Below are 16,162 nucleotides of genomic sequence, written 5' to 3' on the forward strand. Positions count from 1 at the left end.
ATGCGCGCGGTCCGGGCACGAGGATGCCCCCGAGTCATCTCCCCTATGCGCCATGCGGCCCCCAGGGCACGTAGATGAGACCCAGGACACCGTAACGGTGGGCGCCGCCCACCGGTCAGCGGCCAGAGCATGGGGGGCACGCCCGGTCCCGTTCCGAACCCGGAAGCTAAGCCCCATCGCGCCGAGAGTACTGCGGGGCCAGCCCGTGGGAGGCCAGGGCGCCGCTGACCGGTGGACGGCACCGAGCCGTCTGATGACTTGAAGAAGGGGGAGGCCTCGCGGCCTCCCCCTTTTTTGCGTTTACGGGGCGTAAATGACTCAATTACACCAGACGATCTTGTTGTTTTCGGTATTGAGCCTTTATTTAAAGAAAATAAATCGTATAACAAGGGCAACTGCTATGGCCGCAATGGTCAAAAGCAGAATTGTCAGCTGATGCTGCTTGCGTCGTTTACTTGACGAAACGAAGATTGACTTTCCCTGTTTTGGCGTTTCGAGATAGCGAGCCGAATGCGTCAAGGTTTGCTTGGGTCGAGGCCCTCTTTGTTGATGGACGGCGGATGCTTTCATCGGCTCATCACTAGCTGCGCTGTTTTTAGATAATGGTGCGTCTTTCAGATATACAGGGTCTCCCGAGGCGACGCCCATATGTTTACGTCCCGTTTGGGCATCCTCGAGCGTTTGATATCGGTTTCTCGTCACATAATCGGGCTCTGGGTCATTGATGGGCTCTTGCGAGATGTGGGGGCGATGGAACCGTGGCGGCTGCGTAGAAGTATCTTCGCCCTGCGTCGGCATAAACATATTGTTCTGGTTTTGGTCGTCCATGATGCCCTTTAGCTCGTTACCAACAACGTGTACGCGCTCATTGTAAGCCCCTTGTTATTTGTAGCTGCGAACATACTTGTTATTTAAGCTCTGGTTCAAAGAACCTTAACCTTACTAAAACCTGAGTCATACACACTTAGATATGCTTATAGTACTGGACTCAAAAAACTTTATAGTCGATGTATATATGGGCACTGGGTGGGCATATATAAGAGCGTCAAAAGAAGTCCCAGTCACCTAGAAGATGGCTCGGCAGTCCTTAAAAGGAGTGGTAAACATGGCAAGCATGGTTCCTTATCGTTCGGTTTTTGGCGTTCGTCCTTCTGCTAGCTCGCTGTTCGATCTGTTTGATGATATGACCGACCTTGCAAACAACTCGATTGCCTCCAAGGCGTTCCCCGTTGACGTTGAGGACAAGGGTGATGGCTACGAGGTCAAGGCGTATCTGACCGGTGTCGCCAAGGATGACATCGACGTTGAGCTCAATGAGGGTCGCCTGTCCATCAGCGTGAACGTCGAGGAGAGCGCCGAAAACGAGGGCAAGAACTTCCTGCAGAAGGAGTTTAGCTCGTACAGCGCGACGCGCGGCGTGTATCTGAAGGACGCTTCGAGCGAGGGCCTTTCGGCTAAGTATGCTGACGGCATCCTGACCGTTACGGTTCCCAAGATTGTCGAGAAGAAGAACGTTACGAAGATCTCCATCGACTAACGATGGCTCTGCTTCAATCGAGAGTATGAGTTAAGGGGGGCTGGGAAGTGATTCCCAGCCCCCTTTTGTTGTCTTGAGGGACTATTGAATGGTTGTCGGTTGATACTGGCTTGCAGGGCGTATCGAGAGCTTCCGCGGCCCTTGAAGACGGGTGGCAGAACTGCCGAGTTCATCATCGAGACTTGCATCAAGCGCGTTGGCATAGCTTTTGACGGTAAGGCTTGGACGATTATTGTCCTGGCTGATGTGCATGGCGATGAGTTGTTCGGTGCGATCGGTAATAAGTTCGCGTGCGGCTTCGGCGGCCTGGTTGTTGGAGAGGTGCCCCTTTGTGGACAGGATGCGCTCCTGAAGAAAGCGGGGGTACGCTCCTTCGCGCAACATAGTTACATCGTGGTTACTTTCGAGCGCGAGAACTCGACAGTCTTTGAGGATGCCTATGGCCTTGCTCGATAACTCTCCGGTGTCGGTGGCAAACCCAATGGAATCATCGAGAGCATTAAATCGATAGCCGACAGGATTGATGACATCGTGCGATGTTGAGTAGGTTTGCACGTGGATGCCGGCAATGGGGAGCGTGTCGCCGGGGTCAAATTCCTCTACGGGCAGGTGCGCGAGGTTTTCTTTGCATGAAAGGGTGTCCCTGCTGGCGAAGAGGGGACCATGCCAGTGCTTGCACCATACATCGAGCCCCTTGATATGGTCACCATGCTCATGGGTGATTACAAGAGAGGCGACGTCGTCTGCCGAGAGGCCAAGCTCCGCCATGCGTTTAAGTGTCTCGCGGCGGGACAGGCCGTTGTCGATCATGATGAGCCCCTGAGGCCCCTCGACGAGTGCGCAGTTGCCTTTTGAGCCGCTGCCGAGGATATGAAGGTGCAGGCGAGACATAAGATTCCAAAGGATACAATGAGTGCGGACGAATAGAGGAGGAAGCGAATGCCAACGGTATCTCAGCACTATGGACATCATGCCGCGCCGAGGACGGATAAGAGCGCCCTGGCAACGCGGCGGGCCGCTGCCCCCGTAGTGCTCATGGTATCAGGCGGTGCGGACTCGACGGCGCTGCTCCTTATGGCTTGCACATCAAAGCTGGATATCCAGGACGGGCGCGGCGTCGCTCCCATTGCGCGCGAGCGATTGCACGTGCTGCATGTAAACCATCATCTGCGCGGGGAGGCATCCGATGGCGACGAGGCCTTTGTACGTGACCTGTGCGCGCAATACGGCTTGCCGCTGTGTGTTGAGCATGCCTATTTTGATGACGAATCGGGCAATATCGAGGCTGCGGCTCGCGAGGTGCGCTATGCCGCGGCACGGAGATATGTTCGCGAACTTTGTGCTGAATCGGGCGCACCGCGGACGGCGGCTCGTATCTGTACCGCGCATACTTCGTCGGACCGCGCGGAAACATTTTTGATGAATGCCATTAAAGGGTCGGGTCCCGCGGGTCTATCGAGCATTCCGCGCCGTCGGAACATTGTGGTTCGCCCCTTGCTCGACCTCACGCACGATGAGCTCGTGAGCTATCTGCAGGTGCACGGTCAGCCATGGCGGGAAGATGAAAGCAACGAGGACGTTTCGTACCTGCGCAACTATGTACGCCATCGGGTGATGCCGGTGGTGGCACGGCGCAACGCGAGCGTCTGTAAGACGATTGGCGCCGCTTGCGAAATTCTGGGCGACGAAGACGCCTTTCTTTCCCAGCTTTCGGCACAGGCGTTTCGAAGCTGCCTGCGCAAGGAAGCGGCGGGCGCACTGGTGCTCGATGCGCGCCGTCTTGCCGCCGCTGAGGTTGTGATTGCACGGCGTATCGTGCGGTTGGCGATTAAGCGCATCGATCCCGACGCGCGACCGGAGATGCGGCACGTGGAGCGCGTGCTCGCCTGCGTCGCTGCGGGCTCGGGCTCGGTTACGCTTCCTGCGGGAATTGATGCCCGTGTGGAGTTTGGCATGCTGGCGTTCAAGGCCCCGGCGGCGCGCGAGGGTTTAGTGGCCGATTGGATCTCCGTTCCCGGTTGTCTGCCGCTGGGGGCGGGGCATATGCTGACAGCGGAGCCGATGGCTGTGGAGCCGGGGTGCGATATCGTGCACCGTGCCCGCGAGCTTGCTGCTGCCGGAAAGGTTGCGGCCTTGGTGGATGCGGCGGCCCTGGGGTTTGCCGACCGCGATGGCGAGCGGATGTTAGCCGGCTCGCGCGGGGAGATCCCCACCGAGGCACGATCGGCGCGCCTGTGGGTGGATAGCCCTGTGCCGGGAGACGTGATGTGCCCGTTGGGGATGAACGGCCGAAGCAAGAAAGTGTCAGACCTGTTAAACGAGGCGCGCATTCCTGTTTCAGACCGCTCTGGCGTACCCGTGGTAAGAACGGCTCCGGGAGGTGCCGTAGTATGGGTCGCGGGCGTTCGCGCGGACGAGCGTTTTAAATGCACGGCCGCAACGCGCGTGGCATATCTGCTTCGTGTGGTCGATGCGGAATAGCGCTTCGCGCCAGCTATTCTGTGCGACGTTGACGGTATTCCCGCGCTGATGGCGCACGTGCTGGTAAATATACCCCGTGCGCTGCTAGAATGTGTAGTTCGCGTCCATGCGGCGGTGCGTGGGCGATAAGCACAAGAAAGGGTTGTCATGGCTTCTCAACATCCGGATATCGAGAAGGTTCTGTTTACGCAGGAGGATATCGACGGTATCGTCTCTCGCCTAGGCGAGCAGATTACTCGCGACTACGCGGGTAAGGATCTGGTGCTGATTGCGGTCCTGCGCGGCGCCGTGGTCTTTATGGGCGACCTGATGCGCAAGATCGAGCTGCCGACCAACATCGATTTCATGGCTGTTTCGAGCTATGGCGACGGTGTGAAGTCTTCGGGCATCGTGCGTATCATTAAGGACCTGGATATCGACATCCGTGGTCGCGACGTGCTGATTGTCGAGGACATTCTGGACTCGGGCCTGACCCTCAAGTACCTGATGAAGAATCTCGAGAGCCGTAAGCCCGCCTCGCTGGAGGTCGCTGCCTTCCTGTGGAAGGACGTTGAGGACCGCGTCTCGGCCGTCACGCCCAAGTATGTTGGAACCCATTGCCCCGATGCCTTTGTGGTGGGCTACGGCCTCGACTATGCCGAGCGCTATCGCAACCTTCCGTATCTGGGCATTTTGAAACCGGAGGTTTATTCGTAAGATGCCCGACGACCGTAACGACAACAATTCCCAGACTCCCCGGGACCCAAAGATCCCGGGGATGCCCGGAGGCAAGAAGCCCACGCGTACGGGCTGGCTGTATTTTCTTTTGGCTTGCGCGCTCCTGGGTTACGCCTTCTTTAACATGGGCTCCGGCTTTGCCAACTCCAGCAATACCGTAAAGCTCGCGACGAGTGAGATGGTCAGCGCCATCAAGCAGGATCGCGTCGAAGATCTGACCTATACGGTTCAGGACGGAAGCGTGACGGGTCATTACTGGAAGACGAAAAAGGACAAGGGCGACACGAGCGAGCTCAAGAGCTTTTCCTCGACCTATGTCGGTTCCGATTCGCTTGCCGAGCTCATGGCGGAGCACCCCGATACCAAGTACATCGTCAACACCAACGATCCCGATTTTTGGGGCGACTTGGCGATGAGTGTGCTTCCGACGATTGCCCTGATCGCCATCATGTTCTACTTTATGCGCCAGATGATGGGCGCCAATAATAGGAACATGCAGTTTGGCAAGACCAACGCCAAGACCAACGAGGCCACGCGCCCCAAGGTCAAGTTCGAGGACGTTGCCGGCGTGGACGAGGCAGTCGAAGAGCTCGAGGAGATCCGCGACTTTTTGAGCGATCCGGACCGCTATCGCAAGCTGGGTGCCAAGATTCCGCGCGGCGTTTTGCTGGTGGGCCCTCCGGGTACCGGTAAAACCCTGCTGGCCAAGGCCGTTGCCGGCGAGGCGGGCGTGCCGTTCTTTAGTATCTCGGGCTCTGACTTTGTCGAGATGTTCGTGGGTGTCGGCGCCAGCCGCGTGCGCGACCTTTTTAAGGAGGCCAAGTCTCAGGCTCCGTCGATCATCTTTATTGACGAGATCGATGCCGTGGGACGTCAGCGTGGAGCCGGTTTGGGCGGCGGCCACGACGAGCGCGAGCAGACGCTCAACCAGCTGCTGGTCGAGATGGACGGTTTTGAGGAAAGCGAGTCGGTCATCCTGATCGCCGCGACCAACCGCCCCGATATTTTGGACCCGGCGCTGCTGCGTCCCGGCCGTTTTGACCGTCAGGTTACGGTCGACCGTCCGGACGTGAAGGGCCGCGAGCAGATCTTGCGCGTGCATGCCGAGAACAAGCCGATGGACGAGGACGTTAAGTTTGAGAAGCTCGCCCAGATGACCGTTGGCTTTACCGGCGCCGATCTGGCGAACCTGCTCAATGAGTCTGCGCTTTTGGCTGCTCGCCGCCATCGTTCCGTGATCTCGATGGACGAGGTCGAGGAGTCGATGGAGCGCGTGATTGCCGGACCGCAGCGCAAGGGTCGCGTGATGACCGAAGCCGAGCGCACCACGATTGCCTACCACGAGAGCGGTCATGCCCTGGTGGGTCATATCCTGGAGCACTCCGATCCGGTTCACAAGATTTCGATTGTCAGCCGTGGCCAGGCTCTGGGCTACACACTGCAGCTTCCGCAGGAGGATCACTTCCTCAAGACCAAGAACGAGATGCTCGATGAGCTTGCCGTGTTCTTGGGCGGTCGCGTTGCTGAGGAGCTCATGTGCGACGACATCACGTCGGGCGCGAGCAACGACCTGGAGCGCGCGACCAAGATGGCGCGCGAGATGGTCACGCGTCTGGGCATGAGCGAGGAACTGGGCACGCAGGTGTTTGGCGAGGCGCAGCATCAGGTGTTCCTGGGCCGCGATTACGCCGATCACCAGGATTATTCCGAGGAGACGGCGCGCCGCATCGATATCGAGGTTCAGCGCATCATGCGCGAAGCCCATCGCCGTGCGGTCGAGATTTTGGATGCCCGTCGCGATCAGCTCGATCTGATGGCGAAGGTGCTGCTTGAGCGCGAGACCGTCGAAGGCGACGCCGTGAACGCCCTGCTCGACAACGAGTGGGATGCTTACCTTGAGCGCGAGGGCGATATCCTGGCGGCCAAGGAGGAGCGCAACGCCAAGGCGGCCGGCATGCCGACCAAGAAGTGCTCGCCTCGCATGAGCGAGGAGGAGCTGGCGGCTGATGCTGCGGCCTTTGCGCAGGCGGCCATGCGGGAGGATGCCGAAGCCGCATCCGATGATGCCGGTGATGGCAATGCTGTCAACGCTGACGGCAACACCGACGCCGACAAATAGTTCTTGTAGCGAAAGCCTCTGCGGGGAAACCTGTGGAGGCTTTTTCTTTTGAGCGATATGTTGATTGGGGACAGACTTAAATGAGCGTTTTCACGCATTTAAGTCTGTCCCCAATCAACATTGTGGCGCTCTAGTTGGCTAAAGCGTACAATAGCGCCTATGCGAAAGGGGAACAGATGATCAACGAAACTATGTATGCTCGCGGTGCGGAAAGCTCCATCATCCGTGAGATTTTTAGCTATGGCCTTGAGCGCAAGGCACAGATCGGTGCGGAGAACGTATTCGATTTTTCGCTGGGCAACCCGAGTGTTCCGGCGCCCGCTGCTGTTGCTGAGTCCATTAAGAAGGCATTGGAGCTGCCGAGCGACCAGCTGCATGGATACACGCCTGCGCCGGGTCTGCCGCAGTGCCGTACCGCCGTGGCCGAGTCGCTCAACCGCCGTTTTGGCACGAGCTATGAGGGCAAGGACGTCTTTATGACGGTGGGTGCTGCGGCTTCGCTCACCTGCACGCTCAACGCGATTACCAATCCGGGCGACGAGGTCATCGTTATCGCTCCGTACTTCCCGGAGTATCGCGTGTGGATTGAGAAGGCCGGCTGTACGTGTGTCGAGGCGCTCGCCGATGAAGATACGTTCCAGTTGAGCGTGGATAACGTGCTCAAGGCGATTACCGATAAGACGGCTGCCGTCATTATCGACTCACCCAACAACCCGACCGGTGCCGTATATACACGCGACACGCTGACGCGACTGGCCAATGTTCTGCGCGAGGCCAGCGCTCAGCGCGATCCCGAGAATCCGATTATGCTCATCTCGGACGAACCGTATCGCGAGATCGTCTATGGCGCCGAGGTGCCTTGGGTGCCTTCGATCTACGAGCACACCATCGTGTGCTACTCATATTCAAAGTCCCTTTCGCTACCGGGCGAGCGCGTGGGCTGGATTTTGGTTCCCAATACCAATCCGCAGGCTGCTCGCCTGATGCCAGCCGTTGCCGGTGCCGCCCGCACGCTGGGCTTCGTGTGCGCACCGGCCCTCTTCCAGCGTGTAATCATTGACTGCATTGATGAACCGAGCGATGTCGAGGCCTATGCGCGCAACCGCACCGCGCTTACCGATGCACTAGCGGAGTACGGCTACACCTATGTTGAGCCGGATGGTGCATTCTACTTGTGGGTGAAGGCGCTGGAGCCCGATGCGAATGCGTTCTGCGAGCGCGCAAAGAAGTATGAGTTGCTTGCGGTTCCCTCGGACAGCTTTGGTATGCCGGGTTGGTTCCGCTTGGGCTACTGCGTGAGTTACGAGACGATTATCAATTCGCTACCCGCTTGGAAACAGTTGGCGGACGAGTATCGTTAAAAGTAAAGCGCTCTGCCTACAATGTTTTACGTGAAACGGGGTTTGGTGTTAAGCCGGACCCCGTTGTCATGGAAGTTGTGTCTTTGGGATGGAGTGGTTTTACGACTATCGAAGGCTATGCGTACAATGAATATAAGCGACGGCCGTGCCAGATAAGGAGACCTGATGCCCTACCTGCTTTCTTGTGACATTCATACCCATACGATGTTCTCTGCGCATGCATATTCGACCATTGAGGAGAATGTGTACTGGGCGGCAGAGCGTGGCCTGCAGGTGCTCGGATCCGCCGACCATCTGAGCTCTATGGTTACGGCTTGGCCCAATGACCTGCGCAGTTACCAGTTCTTTATCAACCAGGATATCTGGCCGCGCATTTGGAGCGGCGTGCTAGTGCTGCGTGGTGCCGAGGCCGATATCGTTTCGCTGGACGGCAGCTTGTTTGGCGAAGACATTCCCGTTTCGCTCGATATCGCCGGCGATTCGTATAGTCGTGAGCATTCGCTGTTCGATTTGGTGACGCGTAATTTGGATTATTTGGTGGCAAGCGTGCATAACCCGCAGTTTGCCGAAGGCGCGACGCTCGCCCAAACGACCCAGATGTACATCAATGCCCTGGAGCACCCCAAGGTGTTCATGCTTGGGCATGCGGGTCGTTCGGGCGTGCCGTTCGATATCGATGAGGTGCTGTTGGCGGCCAAGGCCAAGCACAAGATCATCGAGATCAACAACCATAGTCTTGAACACGGTGTCGACACTGAGCATTGGGCCGTATGCCGCAAGATCGCCGAGCGCTGCGCCGAGCTGGGCGTGGGTATTGGCGTGTCGACCGATGCCCACATTGGCATGGCCATTGGCAAGCTCGATCACGCGCGCAAGATGCTCGACGAGATTCACTTCCCGCTGGATTTGATCGTGACGCGCGACCGCGAGACGCTGCTGCGCGAGATGGCGGCAGCCGGCGTGTGTGACCTGCGCAAGGGGATGTAGCGGAGTTCATAAACCAAGCGAAGGGGGCGGTCCAGACGGGCCGCCCCCTTTCTTGTCTCGAAAATCTACCGGGGTGGATTAGCGGCGCTCGAGGACCGCTACGGTTTCGGTGTGGTCGGTATGGGGGAACATGTCGACGGGCGTGATCTTGAGCAGGCGATAGCCTCCGTCGAGGAGCTGGTGCAGGTCGCGCTCTTGGGTCACAGGGTTGCAGCTGATATAGGTGATGCGGCGCGGCTTGAGTGCGCAGGCGGCTTCGAGGAACTCGGGGGTGGAGCCGGCGCGCGGCGGGTCGATGGAAAGGACATCGATCCGCTCGTTCTTGTCGGCGGCATCGAGGATATGGTCAGTGGCATCGTCAGCCATAAACCACGCGTTACGGGTAAGGCCGTTGAGCTCGGCGTTGCGACGTGCGTCGGCAATGCCGGCGGGGTTGCGCTCTACACCGAGCAGCATAATGCCGGCACCTTTGTCCTGGGCATCTTTAGCTGCGCACAGGCCGATAGTTCCGCTACCGCAATAGGCGTCCATGAGTACGTCACCCTGCTGCAGATCCATACCGTCAATGGCGAGTTGATAGAGCAGTTCGGTCTGCTGCGGGTTGGTCTGATAAAACGCGGTGGGGGAGATGTCGAAGTCGCAGCCGAGCAGTTGATCGCGCATGCATTCGGCTCCATAGACGATACGGGTCTCCTCGCCCAAGATGGCATTGCCGGGGCGTCCGTTGATGTTTTGGGCGACGGTGACAATATGCGGATCGAGTGCGGCGACGGCCTCAAAGAACTCCTGCGCATGCGGTAAGTCGCGCTGAGCGGTCACGAGGGTGACCATAATCTGGTCGGTGCGCCAGCCGCAGCGAACGACGGCATAGCGAAGCAGCCCCAGATGCTTGTCTTCGTTAAAGGCGGGAATGTGCAGACGTTCGGCCTCGCGAGCGATGCCGTTGAGAATCTGACGAGCGCCCGGCGCCTCGACAGGGCACTCGGGTACGGCAACGATCTTGTGCGTGCCGCGCTCAAAGAAGCCGCAGCGGACAGCACCCTCCTTACCGGGAGCAAACGGTGTGGCAGCCTTATGACGAAAACCACGCGGCGCAGGATACTTGCCCGGGTCGCCCAGGGTAACACCCATACCGCGAATGGGATCAACGGCAACACCCTCGCGCTCACAGAGCTCAGCAAACAGCTCCTCCATAGCAGCCTGCTTGGCCGCCAACTGCTTCTTATAAGGACGATTGAGCGCCGTGCACCCACCGCAAGCTTTCATGATCGAACAGGGAGACTTGGGATCCACGGCCTTACGCGCAGGCTGAGCCGAATCCTTGCGCGAGCCTTTGGAGCGAACGTGAGGCGCCTTATCCCCGCCCTGACGAGAGCCAGAACGCTTGGTCTTAACCTTGCCCTTCGCCGACTTACCCTTCGCATCCTGAGACGACTTGGATTTCTTAGAAGATTTTTTCTCCTCCGACCCCTCAGCCGCCTCGATCAAAGCACGACGAGCCTTACGCTCCGCACGAGATTCTGCCATCAATAACTCCACTAATTCATGAATTAAAAGCTGCAAGCATTGTACCGTGCCAAGCCAGCGGGCGATATGCAAGCGCCCATTTCCTGTCAGTGATAAGTCCAACGACGTTTGCCCGGCGCGGGCGGGGAGCGGCGCGTAATTAAGTTTATCGCGAGTTCCGCACGCAAAGGAAAGCACTTAATGTGCTTTCCGTCTTGCGCAGGACTGTAGAGCAGGAAACTTAATTACGCGCCGCTCCCCGCCCGCGCCGGGCAACCCCAACCTTGTGCTCCATCAAGGTAAAGTGTATGATTCTGGACGTTACATGACTCACTTTACCTAACTAAAGTGCTATCGAGGGGGAATACCATGAATAGCGATATGTCTCGTCGTCAGTTTGTTGGTCTAGCCGGCTCGCTCGCCACGGTGCTTGGCCTTGGTCTTGTCGGCTGCGGCGGTGGTGCTGGCAAGGGCTCCGCTGCTGGTTCTGCCGCGGCCAAGGATGTGAAGGGCGCTGCGGAGTCCAAGAAGCTCGTGGTGGGCTTTGATAAGTCCTATCCTCCGTACGGCTTTGTGGGCGACGATGGCGAGTACACCGGCTTTGATCTCGATCTGGCCAAGGCTGTTGCCGATAAGCAGGGCTGGGAGGTCAAATACGAGGCCATCGACTGGGATGCCAAGGACACGCTGCTCAACTCCGGCGCCATCAACTGCATCTGGAACGGCTTTACCATGGAGGGCCGTGAGGACGGCTACACGTTCTCCGAGCCGTACATGCTCAATGAGCAGGTGCTCGTGGTCAAGAAGGACGCGGGTATCAAGTGCTGGGACGATCTTGCCGGCAAGACCGTGATTACCCAGACTGATTCCGCTGCGCAGGATGTGCTCGAGGGCGACCAGAAGGATCTGGCCGCGACGTTTGCCACGCTCGATACCATCGGTGAGTACAACACGGCCTTTATGCAGCTCGAGAGCGGTGCGGTCGATGCCGTGGCGTGCGACCTTTCGATTGCCCAGTATCAGCTTGCCGCTAAGCCCGATGCCTATACGCAGCTCGACAAGCCGCTGTCCAGCGAGCACTACGCCGTTGGCTTTAAGAAGGGCGACACCAAGTCTGCCGATGCCGTGACCGAGTCGCTCAAGGCACTCTACGAGGATGGCACGGTCAAGGACCTGTGCGATAAATATGCAAGCTATGGCCTATCCTTCGACAACTGGGTCCTCAAATAGCGGCTTTCCCAGGCACCCGATTTTGCCGTTCAAACCGTCGCTTGCGTACATTGAGTACGCGGCGCTCCTCTTTCACGGCAAACTCGGGCACCTGGAAAACCCGCTTTAGCATTGGGTTCGCTGTTCCGTTACTGTGAAAGAGAGCTTGGGTTGTCTATTCAGGTCATGATGCAGATGCTTGGCCAGGGATTCTTGGTCAGTTTGCAGTTGTTTGTGCTGACGCTGCTGGGGTCGATTCCGCTGGGAATCCCCGTGGCGTTTATGCGCATGAGTAAAATTGCGCCGCTCCGCTGGATTGCGCGCATCTATATCTCGGTCATGCGCGGTACGCCGCTCATGCTGCAGATGTTTGCGATCTACTTTGCTCCGTACTACGTGTTCGGCATTTCGCTTACGCCCGATTCCAAGTGGACGGCGTGTGTCGTGGCGTTCATCATCAACTACGCCGGTTACTTTGCCGAGATCTATCGCTCGGGCCTGCAGTCCATTCCGCGCGGTCAATACGAGGCTGCTGAGGTGCTGGGCTACTCGCGCATGCAGACGTTTCTGTATATCGTGATGCCGCAGGTCGCCAAGCGTATTCTGCCGGCGATGGGCAACGAGATCATCACACTGGTCAAGGACACGTCGCTGGCGTTTGCCATCGGCGTGGGGGAGATGTTCTCGACGGCCAAGGCGCTGGTTGCCTCGCAAGTGAGTATGGTGCCGTTTGCGATTGCGGCGCTGATCTACTGGGTCTTTAACTTTGTGGTCGAGATGCTGCTGGGTGCCGCCGAAAAGAAGCTGGACTATTATCATGACTAGATCGTTCCGCCGTTCTAGCGAACGGCGGACTGCTCGACGCTGCGCGCGTGCCTGACGGCCAATGTGCTCCTCAAACCGTCGCTTGCGTACAGAAGTACGCGGCGCTCCTCTTTCGGAGCACATTGTCTCGCCAGTCACACGCTCGCTGACTTTTTCAACACATGGAGGTTCCCGTGTCCGGAACGGTAATGAATATAACGAGCGCGCGTAAGGCGTTTGGCGGCAATGAGGTGCTCAAGGATATCTCGCTCGAGGTAAAGCGTGGCGAGGTCGTGGCGATTATCGGGCCTTCGGGTGGCGGTAAGTCTACGCTGCTGCGCTGTGCCACGCTGCTCGAGACGCTCGACGGCGGCTCGCTTTCGTTTGGCGACCTTGCGGTTGCGACGGATGCGGGATCGGGTGCGATATATGCGAAGGGAGATGTTCCCAAGCAGGCGCGTTCGCGGTTTGGCCTGGTGTTTCAGAACTACAATCTGTTCCCGCACTATACGGTGATGAAAAACATCACCGATGCTCCGATTCGCGTGCTCAAGCGCCCGCGCGAGCAGGCGGAGGCGCGTGCGCATGAGTTGATCGCGCAGATGGGGCTTACGGGCAACGAGAACAAGGTGCCGTGTGAGCTTTCGGGCGGTCAGCAGCAGCGCGTGAGTATTGCCCGCGCCCTGGCACTCGACCCGGAAATCTTATTCTTTGACGAGCCGACTTCGGCGCTCGATCCCGAGCTGACGGCCGAGGTGCTGCGTGTCATTAAGGACCTGGCGGCGCAGAATATGACGATGGTAATCGTGACCCACGCAATGCAGTTTGCGCGCGATGTTGCCGACCGCGTGGTCTTTATGGACGGCGGTCGCATTGTCGAGGAGGGACCTGCCGAGCAGGTTATCGACCATCCGCGCGAGCAGCGCACGCGTGAGTTCTTGAGCCGTATCGAGGGATAGACTCAGGTATTTACTCAACTATTAATTGAGGCAATTGAGGCGAAGCCGCCACAGGTCTTACGGTCTGTGGCGGCTTTTTGTTTACATCGACGGGGTTCAATAATTGCCTCACAAGCTTGTCTCTTCCTCTCGCCGCCTGTATTCATACGTGTGCCGAAAGGTGTGCATGGACGGTCGCCCGTGAGGGTAGGGTGGTGGCATAGGACATTTGGAGGGTGAGTCGGCTCGGCTGCCGACCATGCTGCTCCCGGGATGGCACCGACCGCGAACTCTCCCCGTTGGCGTCGCGCATTGCGCGCGGCCCTGCAAGGAGGTCATCATGGGTGCTCCCAAGACCGGTAACGTAAGGAACGTGGTGCTCGTAGGCCAAGGCGGGGTGGGCAAGACTTCACTCGCCGAAGCCATGCTCCACCTTTCCGGCAAGACCGCCCGCCTGGGCGGCCACGACGGCACCAAGCCCACGCTCGACTATGACCCCGAAGAGGTTAAGCGTGCATTTTCCATCTCGACGACCATTGCGCCGATCGACTGGAAGGGCGCGCGCATCAATGTGCTCGATGCCCCGTGCTACCCCGATTTTATCGGCGACGCCTTTGCCGCGATGAGCGTCTGCGAGACGGCTCTGTTTGTGGTCGACGCCGAGGCCGGCCCGCAGCCTACGACGGTTAAGCTCTGGTATGCCGCCGAGGACCTGCGCCTGGCGCGTGCGGTGTTCGTAAACCGCCTGTCGCGCTCCGAGGCCAGCTTTGCGACCACAATGGACCTGCTGCAGGAGCGCTTTGGTACGCGCCTGGGCGCCGTGACTCTTCCCTGGGGCGAGGGCGAGGACTTTGACGGCATCATCGACCTGGTGCGCATGAAGGCGCGCCACTGCAACGGCGCCGAGGCCGTTGAGTCGGAGATTCCCGAGGAGTATCGTGCCCAGGCCGAGGAGGCCCATGACCATCTGTGCGAGCTGGTGGCCGAGGCCGACGACGAACTGATGATGAAGTACTTGGAAGGCGAGGAGACGCTGACGCAGGAGGAGCTTGAAGGCCTGCTGTCGAAGGCGATTGCCGAGCGCATCTTTGTGCCGGTCTTTGCGGGCGATTGCATTAAGGAGCAGGGCGTCAACTCGCTGATGGACGACATCGCGACGTACTTCCCGGCGCCGACCGACTACGGCGAGATGCCGCTCATCGACGGTGATTCGCTTAAGATCTCGAGCGACGATGACCGTCCGGTGGCGTTTGTGTTTAAGACGCTGGCCGATCCGCAGCAGGGCCGCATCAGCTTTATCAAGGTACTGACGGGCACGCTTGAGCCGGGCCTTGAGCTCATCAACGCGCGTACCCGCAAGAGCGATCGTCTGGCTCACCTGTATGTGATGTGCGGTCGCGACATGACCGAGGTCGGTCACGCCTATGCCGGCGACATCATCGTGGCGCCTAAACTGGCCGCCGAGACGGGCGATACGCTCTCGATCACTGGCAAGGTCGAGGCGGCGGCATTTAAGTTCCCCAACTCGCAGTACCGCATCGCCATCGAGGCCGAGAATCGCGGCGACGAAGAGAAGCTCTACACGTTTATCGAGAAGGCTTGTAAGGCCGACCCGACCATGAGTATCGACCGCGACGAGGAGACTGGTCAGACCATCATCTCCGCGGTGGGCGAGGCGCAGGTTTCGGTCCTGCTCAATCGTCTGGAGGACCGCACCAAGGTTGCTGCCAAGAGCGTGCCGATTCGTATTCCGTATCGCGAGACCATTCGCCGCACGGCGAGCGCCCAGGGCCGTCACAAGAAGCAGACCGGTGGCGCCGGCCAGTACGGCGACTGCTGGCTGCGCGTGGAGCCGCTCATTGGGCCCGACGGCACGAGCGACGGCTATGAGTTTGTGGACGAGGTCGTGGGCGGCCGTATTCCGCGCTCGCTGATCCCCGCCGTGGACAAGGGCGTTCAGGAGACCATGAAGGACGGCATCATCGCCGGCTACCCGCTCACGGGCATCCGCGTGGCTGTGTACGACGGCTCGTATCACAGCGTCGACTCCAACGAGATGGCGTTCCGCGCGGCGGCTCGCATTGGCCTGCGCAAGGCATGTGCCGATGCCGATCCAGTGGTGCTGGAGCCTATCGAGGAAATCACGGTGACGATCCCCGAGAGCTACGCCGGCGCCGTGATGGGCGACATCTCGGCCTCGCGCGGTCGCGTGACGGGTATGGAGACCGATGAGCGCGGAGACACCGTGGTCATTGCCCAGGCGCCGCTGGCCGAGCTGACGGATTACTCGACGCGCCTGCGCTCCATCACGCGCGGCACGGGCGACTTTACCATGAAGCCGGCCGGCTATGAGCAGGTGCCTTATGACGTTCAGGCCAAGCTGGTCGAGCGCTATGAGGAGGGCCGCGCCAAGTAGCGTGTGGCTTTGCCTGTAACATACATGCCGATGCAAGGGCCGCTCTGGGTAATCCGGAGCGGCCCTTTTTGATCCCTTGGGGAATCG

13 protein-coding genes and 1 rRNA gene are annotated in these 16,162 nt (G+C 59.0%); 11 read left to right on the top strand and 3 right to left on the bottom strand.

What is annotated here, in order from left to right:
- The first annotated feature begins 114 nt into the window (after window positions 1–114).
- Window positions 115–230: ribosomal RNA gene (gene rrf / locus AAAV21_RS09355) — 5S ribosomal RNA — on the top strand.
- 130 nt (window positions 231–360) lie between these two features.
- Here rrf and AAAV21_RS09360 read toward each other — a convergent pair.
- The gene (locus tag AAAV21_RS09360) at window positions 361–828 is read right to left on the bottom strand and encodes a hypothetical protein (RefSeq protein WP_055251785.1); all 468 of its coding nucleotides are present in this window, start codon (window positions 826–828) and stop codon (window positions 361–363) included.
- A gap of 277 nt (window positions 829–1,105) precedes the next feature.
- On the opposite strand from AAAV21_RS09360, the gene AAAV21_RS09365 reads away from it, so the two are divergent.
- Entirely contained in the window at window positions 1,106–1,537 is a 432-nt protein-coding gene (locus AAAV21_RS09365; protein WP_117635977.1) for an Hsp20 family protein, read from the top strand.
- A gap of 81 nt (window positions 1,538–1,618) precedes the next feature.
- On the opposite strand, the gene AAAV21_RS09370 is transcribed toward AAAV21_RS09365, so the two are convergent.
- Entirely contained in the window at window positions 1,619–2,428 is an 810-nt protein-coding gene (locus tag AAAV21_RS09370) for an MBL fold metallo-hydrolase (RefSeq protein WP_349109171.1), read from the bottom strand.
- 48 nt (window positions 2,429–2,476) lie between these two features.
- On the opposite strand from AAAV21_RS09370, the gene tilS reads away from it, so the two are divergent.
- The 5 genes from tilS to AAAV21_RS09395 all read left to right on the top strand — a co-directional run bounded on the left by tilS (window position 2,477) and on the right by AAAV21_RS09395 (window position 9,202).
- The gene (gene tilS, locus AAAV21_RS09375) at window positions 2,477–4,018 is read left to right on the top strand and encodes a tRNA lysidine(34) synthetase TilS (protein ID WP_199411036.1); all 1,542 of its coding nucleotides are present in this window, start codon (window positions 2,477–2,479) and stop codon (window positions 4,016–4,018) included.
- Between the two features lie 147 nt (window positions 4,019–4,165).
- Window positions 4,166–4,714 (top strand): hypoxanthine phosphoribosyltransferase, encoded by a 549-nt coding sequence (gene hpt / locus AAAV21_RS09380; RefSeq protein ID WP_117757872.1) that lies wholly within the window; start codon window positions 4,166–4,168, stop codon window positions 4,712–4,714.
- Window positions 4,715–4,775: 61 nt separating this feature from the next.
- Complete coding sequence (ftsH, locus tag AAAV21_RS09385) at window positions 4,776–6,854, top strand: ATP-dependent zinc metalloprotease FtsH (RefSeq protein ID WP_349109174.1); 2,079 nt, start codon at window positions 4,776–4,778, stop codon at window positions 6,852–6,854.
- A 176-nt stretch (window positions 6,855–7,030) separates the two neighbouring features.
- Window positions 7,031–8,215, top strand: a complete 1,185-nt coding sequence (locus tag AAAV21_RS09390; RefSeq protein ID WP_349109177.1) for a pyridoxal phosphate-dependent aminotransferase — start codon at window positions 7,031–7,033, stop codon at window positions 8,213–8,215.
- A gap of 165 nt (window positions 8,216–8,380) precedes the next feature.
- On the top strand, window positions 8,381–9,202 hold the full coding sequence (locus AAAV21_RS09395; RefSeq protein WP_349109179.1) for a phosphatase: 822 nt from the start codon (window positions 8,381–8,383) through the stop codon (window positions 9,200–9,202).
- Window positions 9,203–9,280: 78 nt separating this feature from the next.
- Here AAAV21_RS09395 and rlmD read toward each other — a convergent pair whose 3' ends face one another.
- Complete coding sequence (rlmD, locus tag AAAV21_RS09400) at window positions 9,281–10,729, bottom strand: 23S rRNA (uracil(1939)-C(5))-methyltransferase RlmD (protein ID WP_349109182.1); 1,449 nt, start codon at window positions 10,727–10,729, stop codon at window positions 9,281–9,283.
- 348 nt (window positions 10,730–11,077) lie between these two features.
- Between rlmD and AAAV21_RS09405 the strand changes: the two genes are divergently transcribed.
- The 4 genes from AAAV21_RS09405 (at window position 11,078) to AAAV21_RS09420 (ending at window position 16,075) form a co-directional block, all read left to right on the top strand.
- On the top strand, window positions 11,078–11,938 hold the full coding sequence (locus AAAV21_RS09405) for a transporter substrate-binding domain-containing protein (RefSeq protein WP_349109184.1): 861 nt from the start codon (window positions 11,078–11,080) through the stop codon (window positions 11,936–11,938).
- A gap of 165 nt (window positions 11,939–12,103) precedes the next feature.
- The gene (locus AAAV21_RS09410; protein WP_035138726.1) at window positions 12,104–12,742 is read left to right on the top strand and encodes an amino acid ABC transporter permease; all 639 of its coding nucleotides are present in this window, start codon (window positions 12,104–12,106) and stop codon (window positions 12,740–12,742) included.
- Between the two features lie 173 nt (window positions 12,743–12,915).
- Window positions 12,916–13,680, top strand: coding sequence for an amino acid ABC transporter ATP-binding protein (locus tag AAAV21_RS09415; protein ID WP_349109188.1), 765 nt, complete (start codon window positions 12,916–12,918; stop codon window positions 13,678–13,680).
- A gap of 319 nt (window positions 13,681–13,999) precedes the next feature.
- On the top strand, window positions 14,000–16,075 hold the full coding sequence (locus AAAV21_RS09420; protein WP_118267562.1) for an elongation factor G: 2,076 nt from the start codon (window positions 14,000–14,002) through the stop codon (window positions 16,073–16,075).
- Window positions 16,076–16,162: the final 87 nt, after the last annotated feature.

It is taken from the genome of Collinsella sp. CLA-AA-H302, assembly GCF_040093305.1.
Classification (GTDB): domain Bacteria; phylum Actinomycetota; class Coriobacteriia; order Coriobacteriales; family Coriobacteriaceae; genus Collinsella.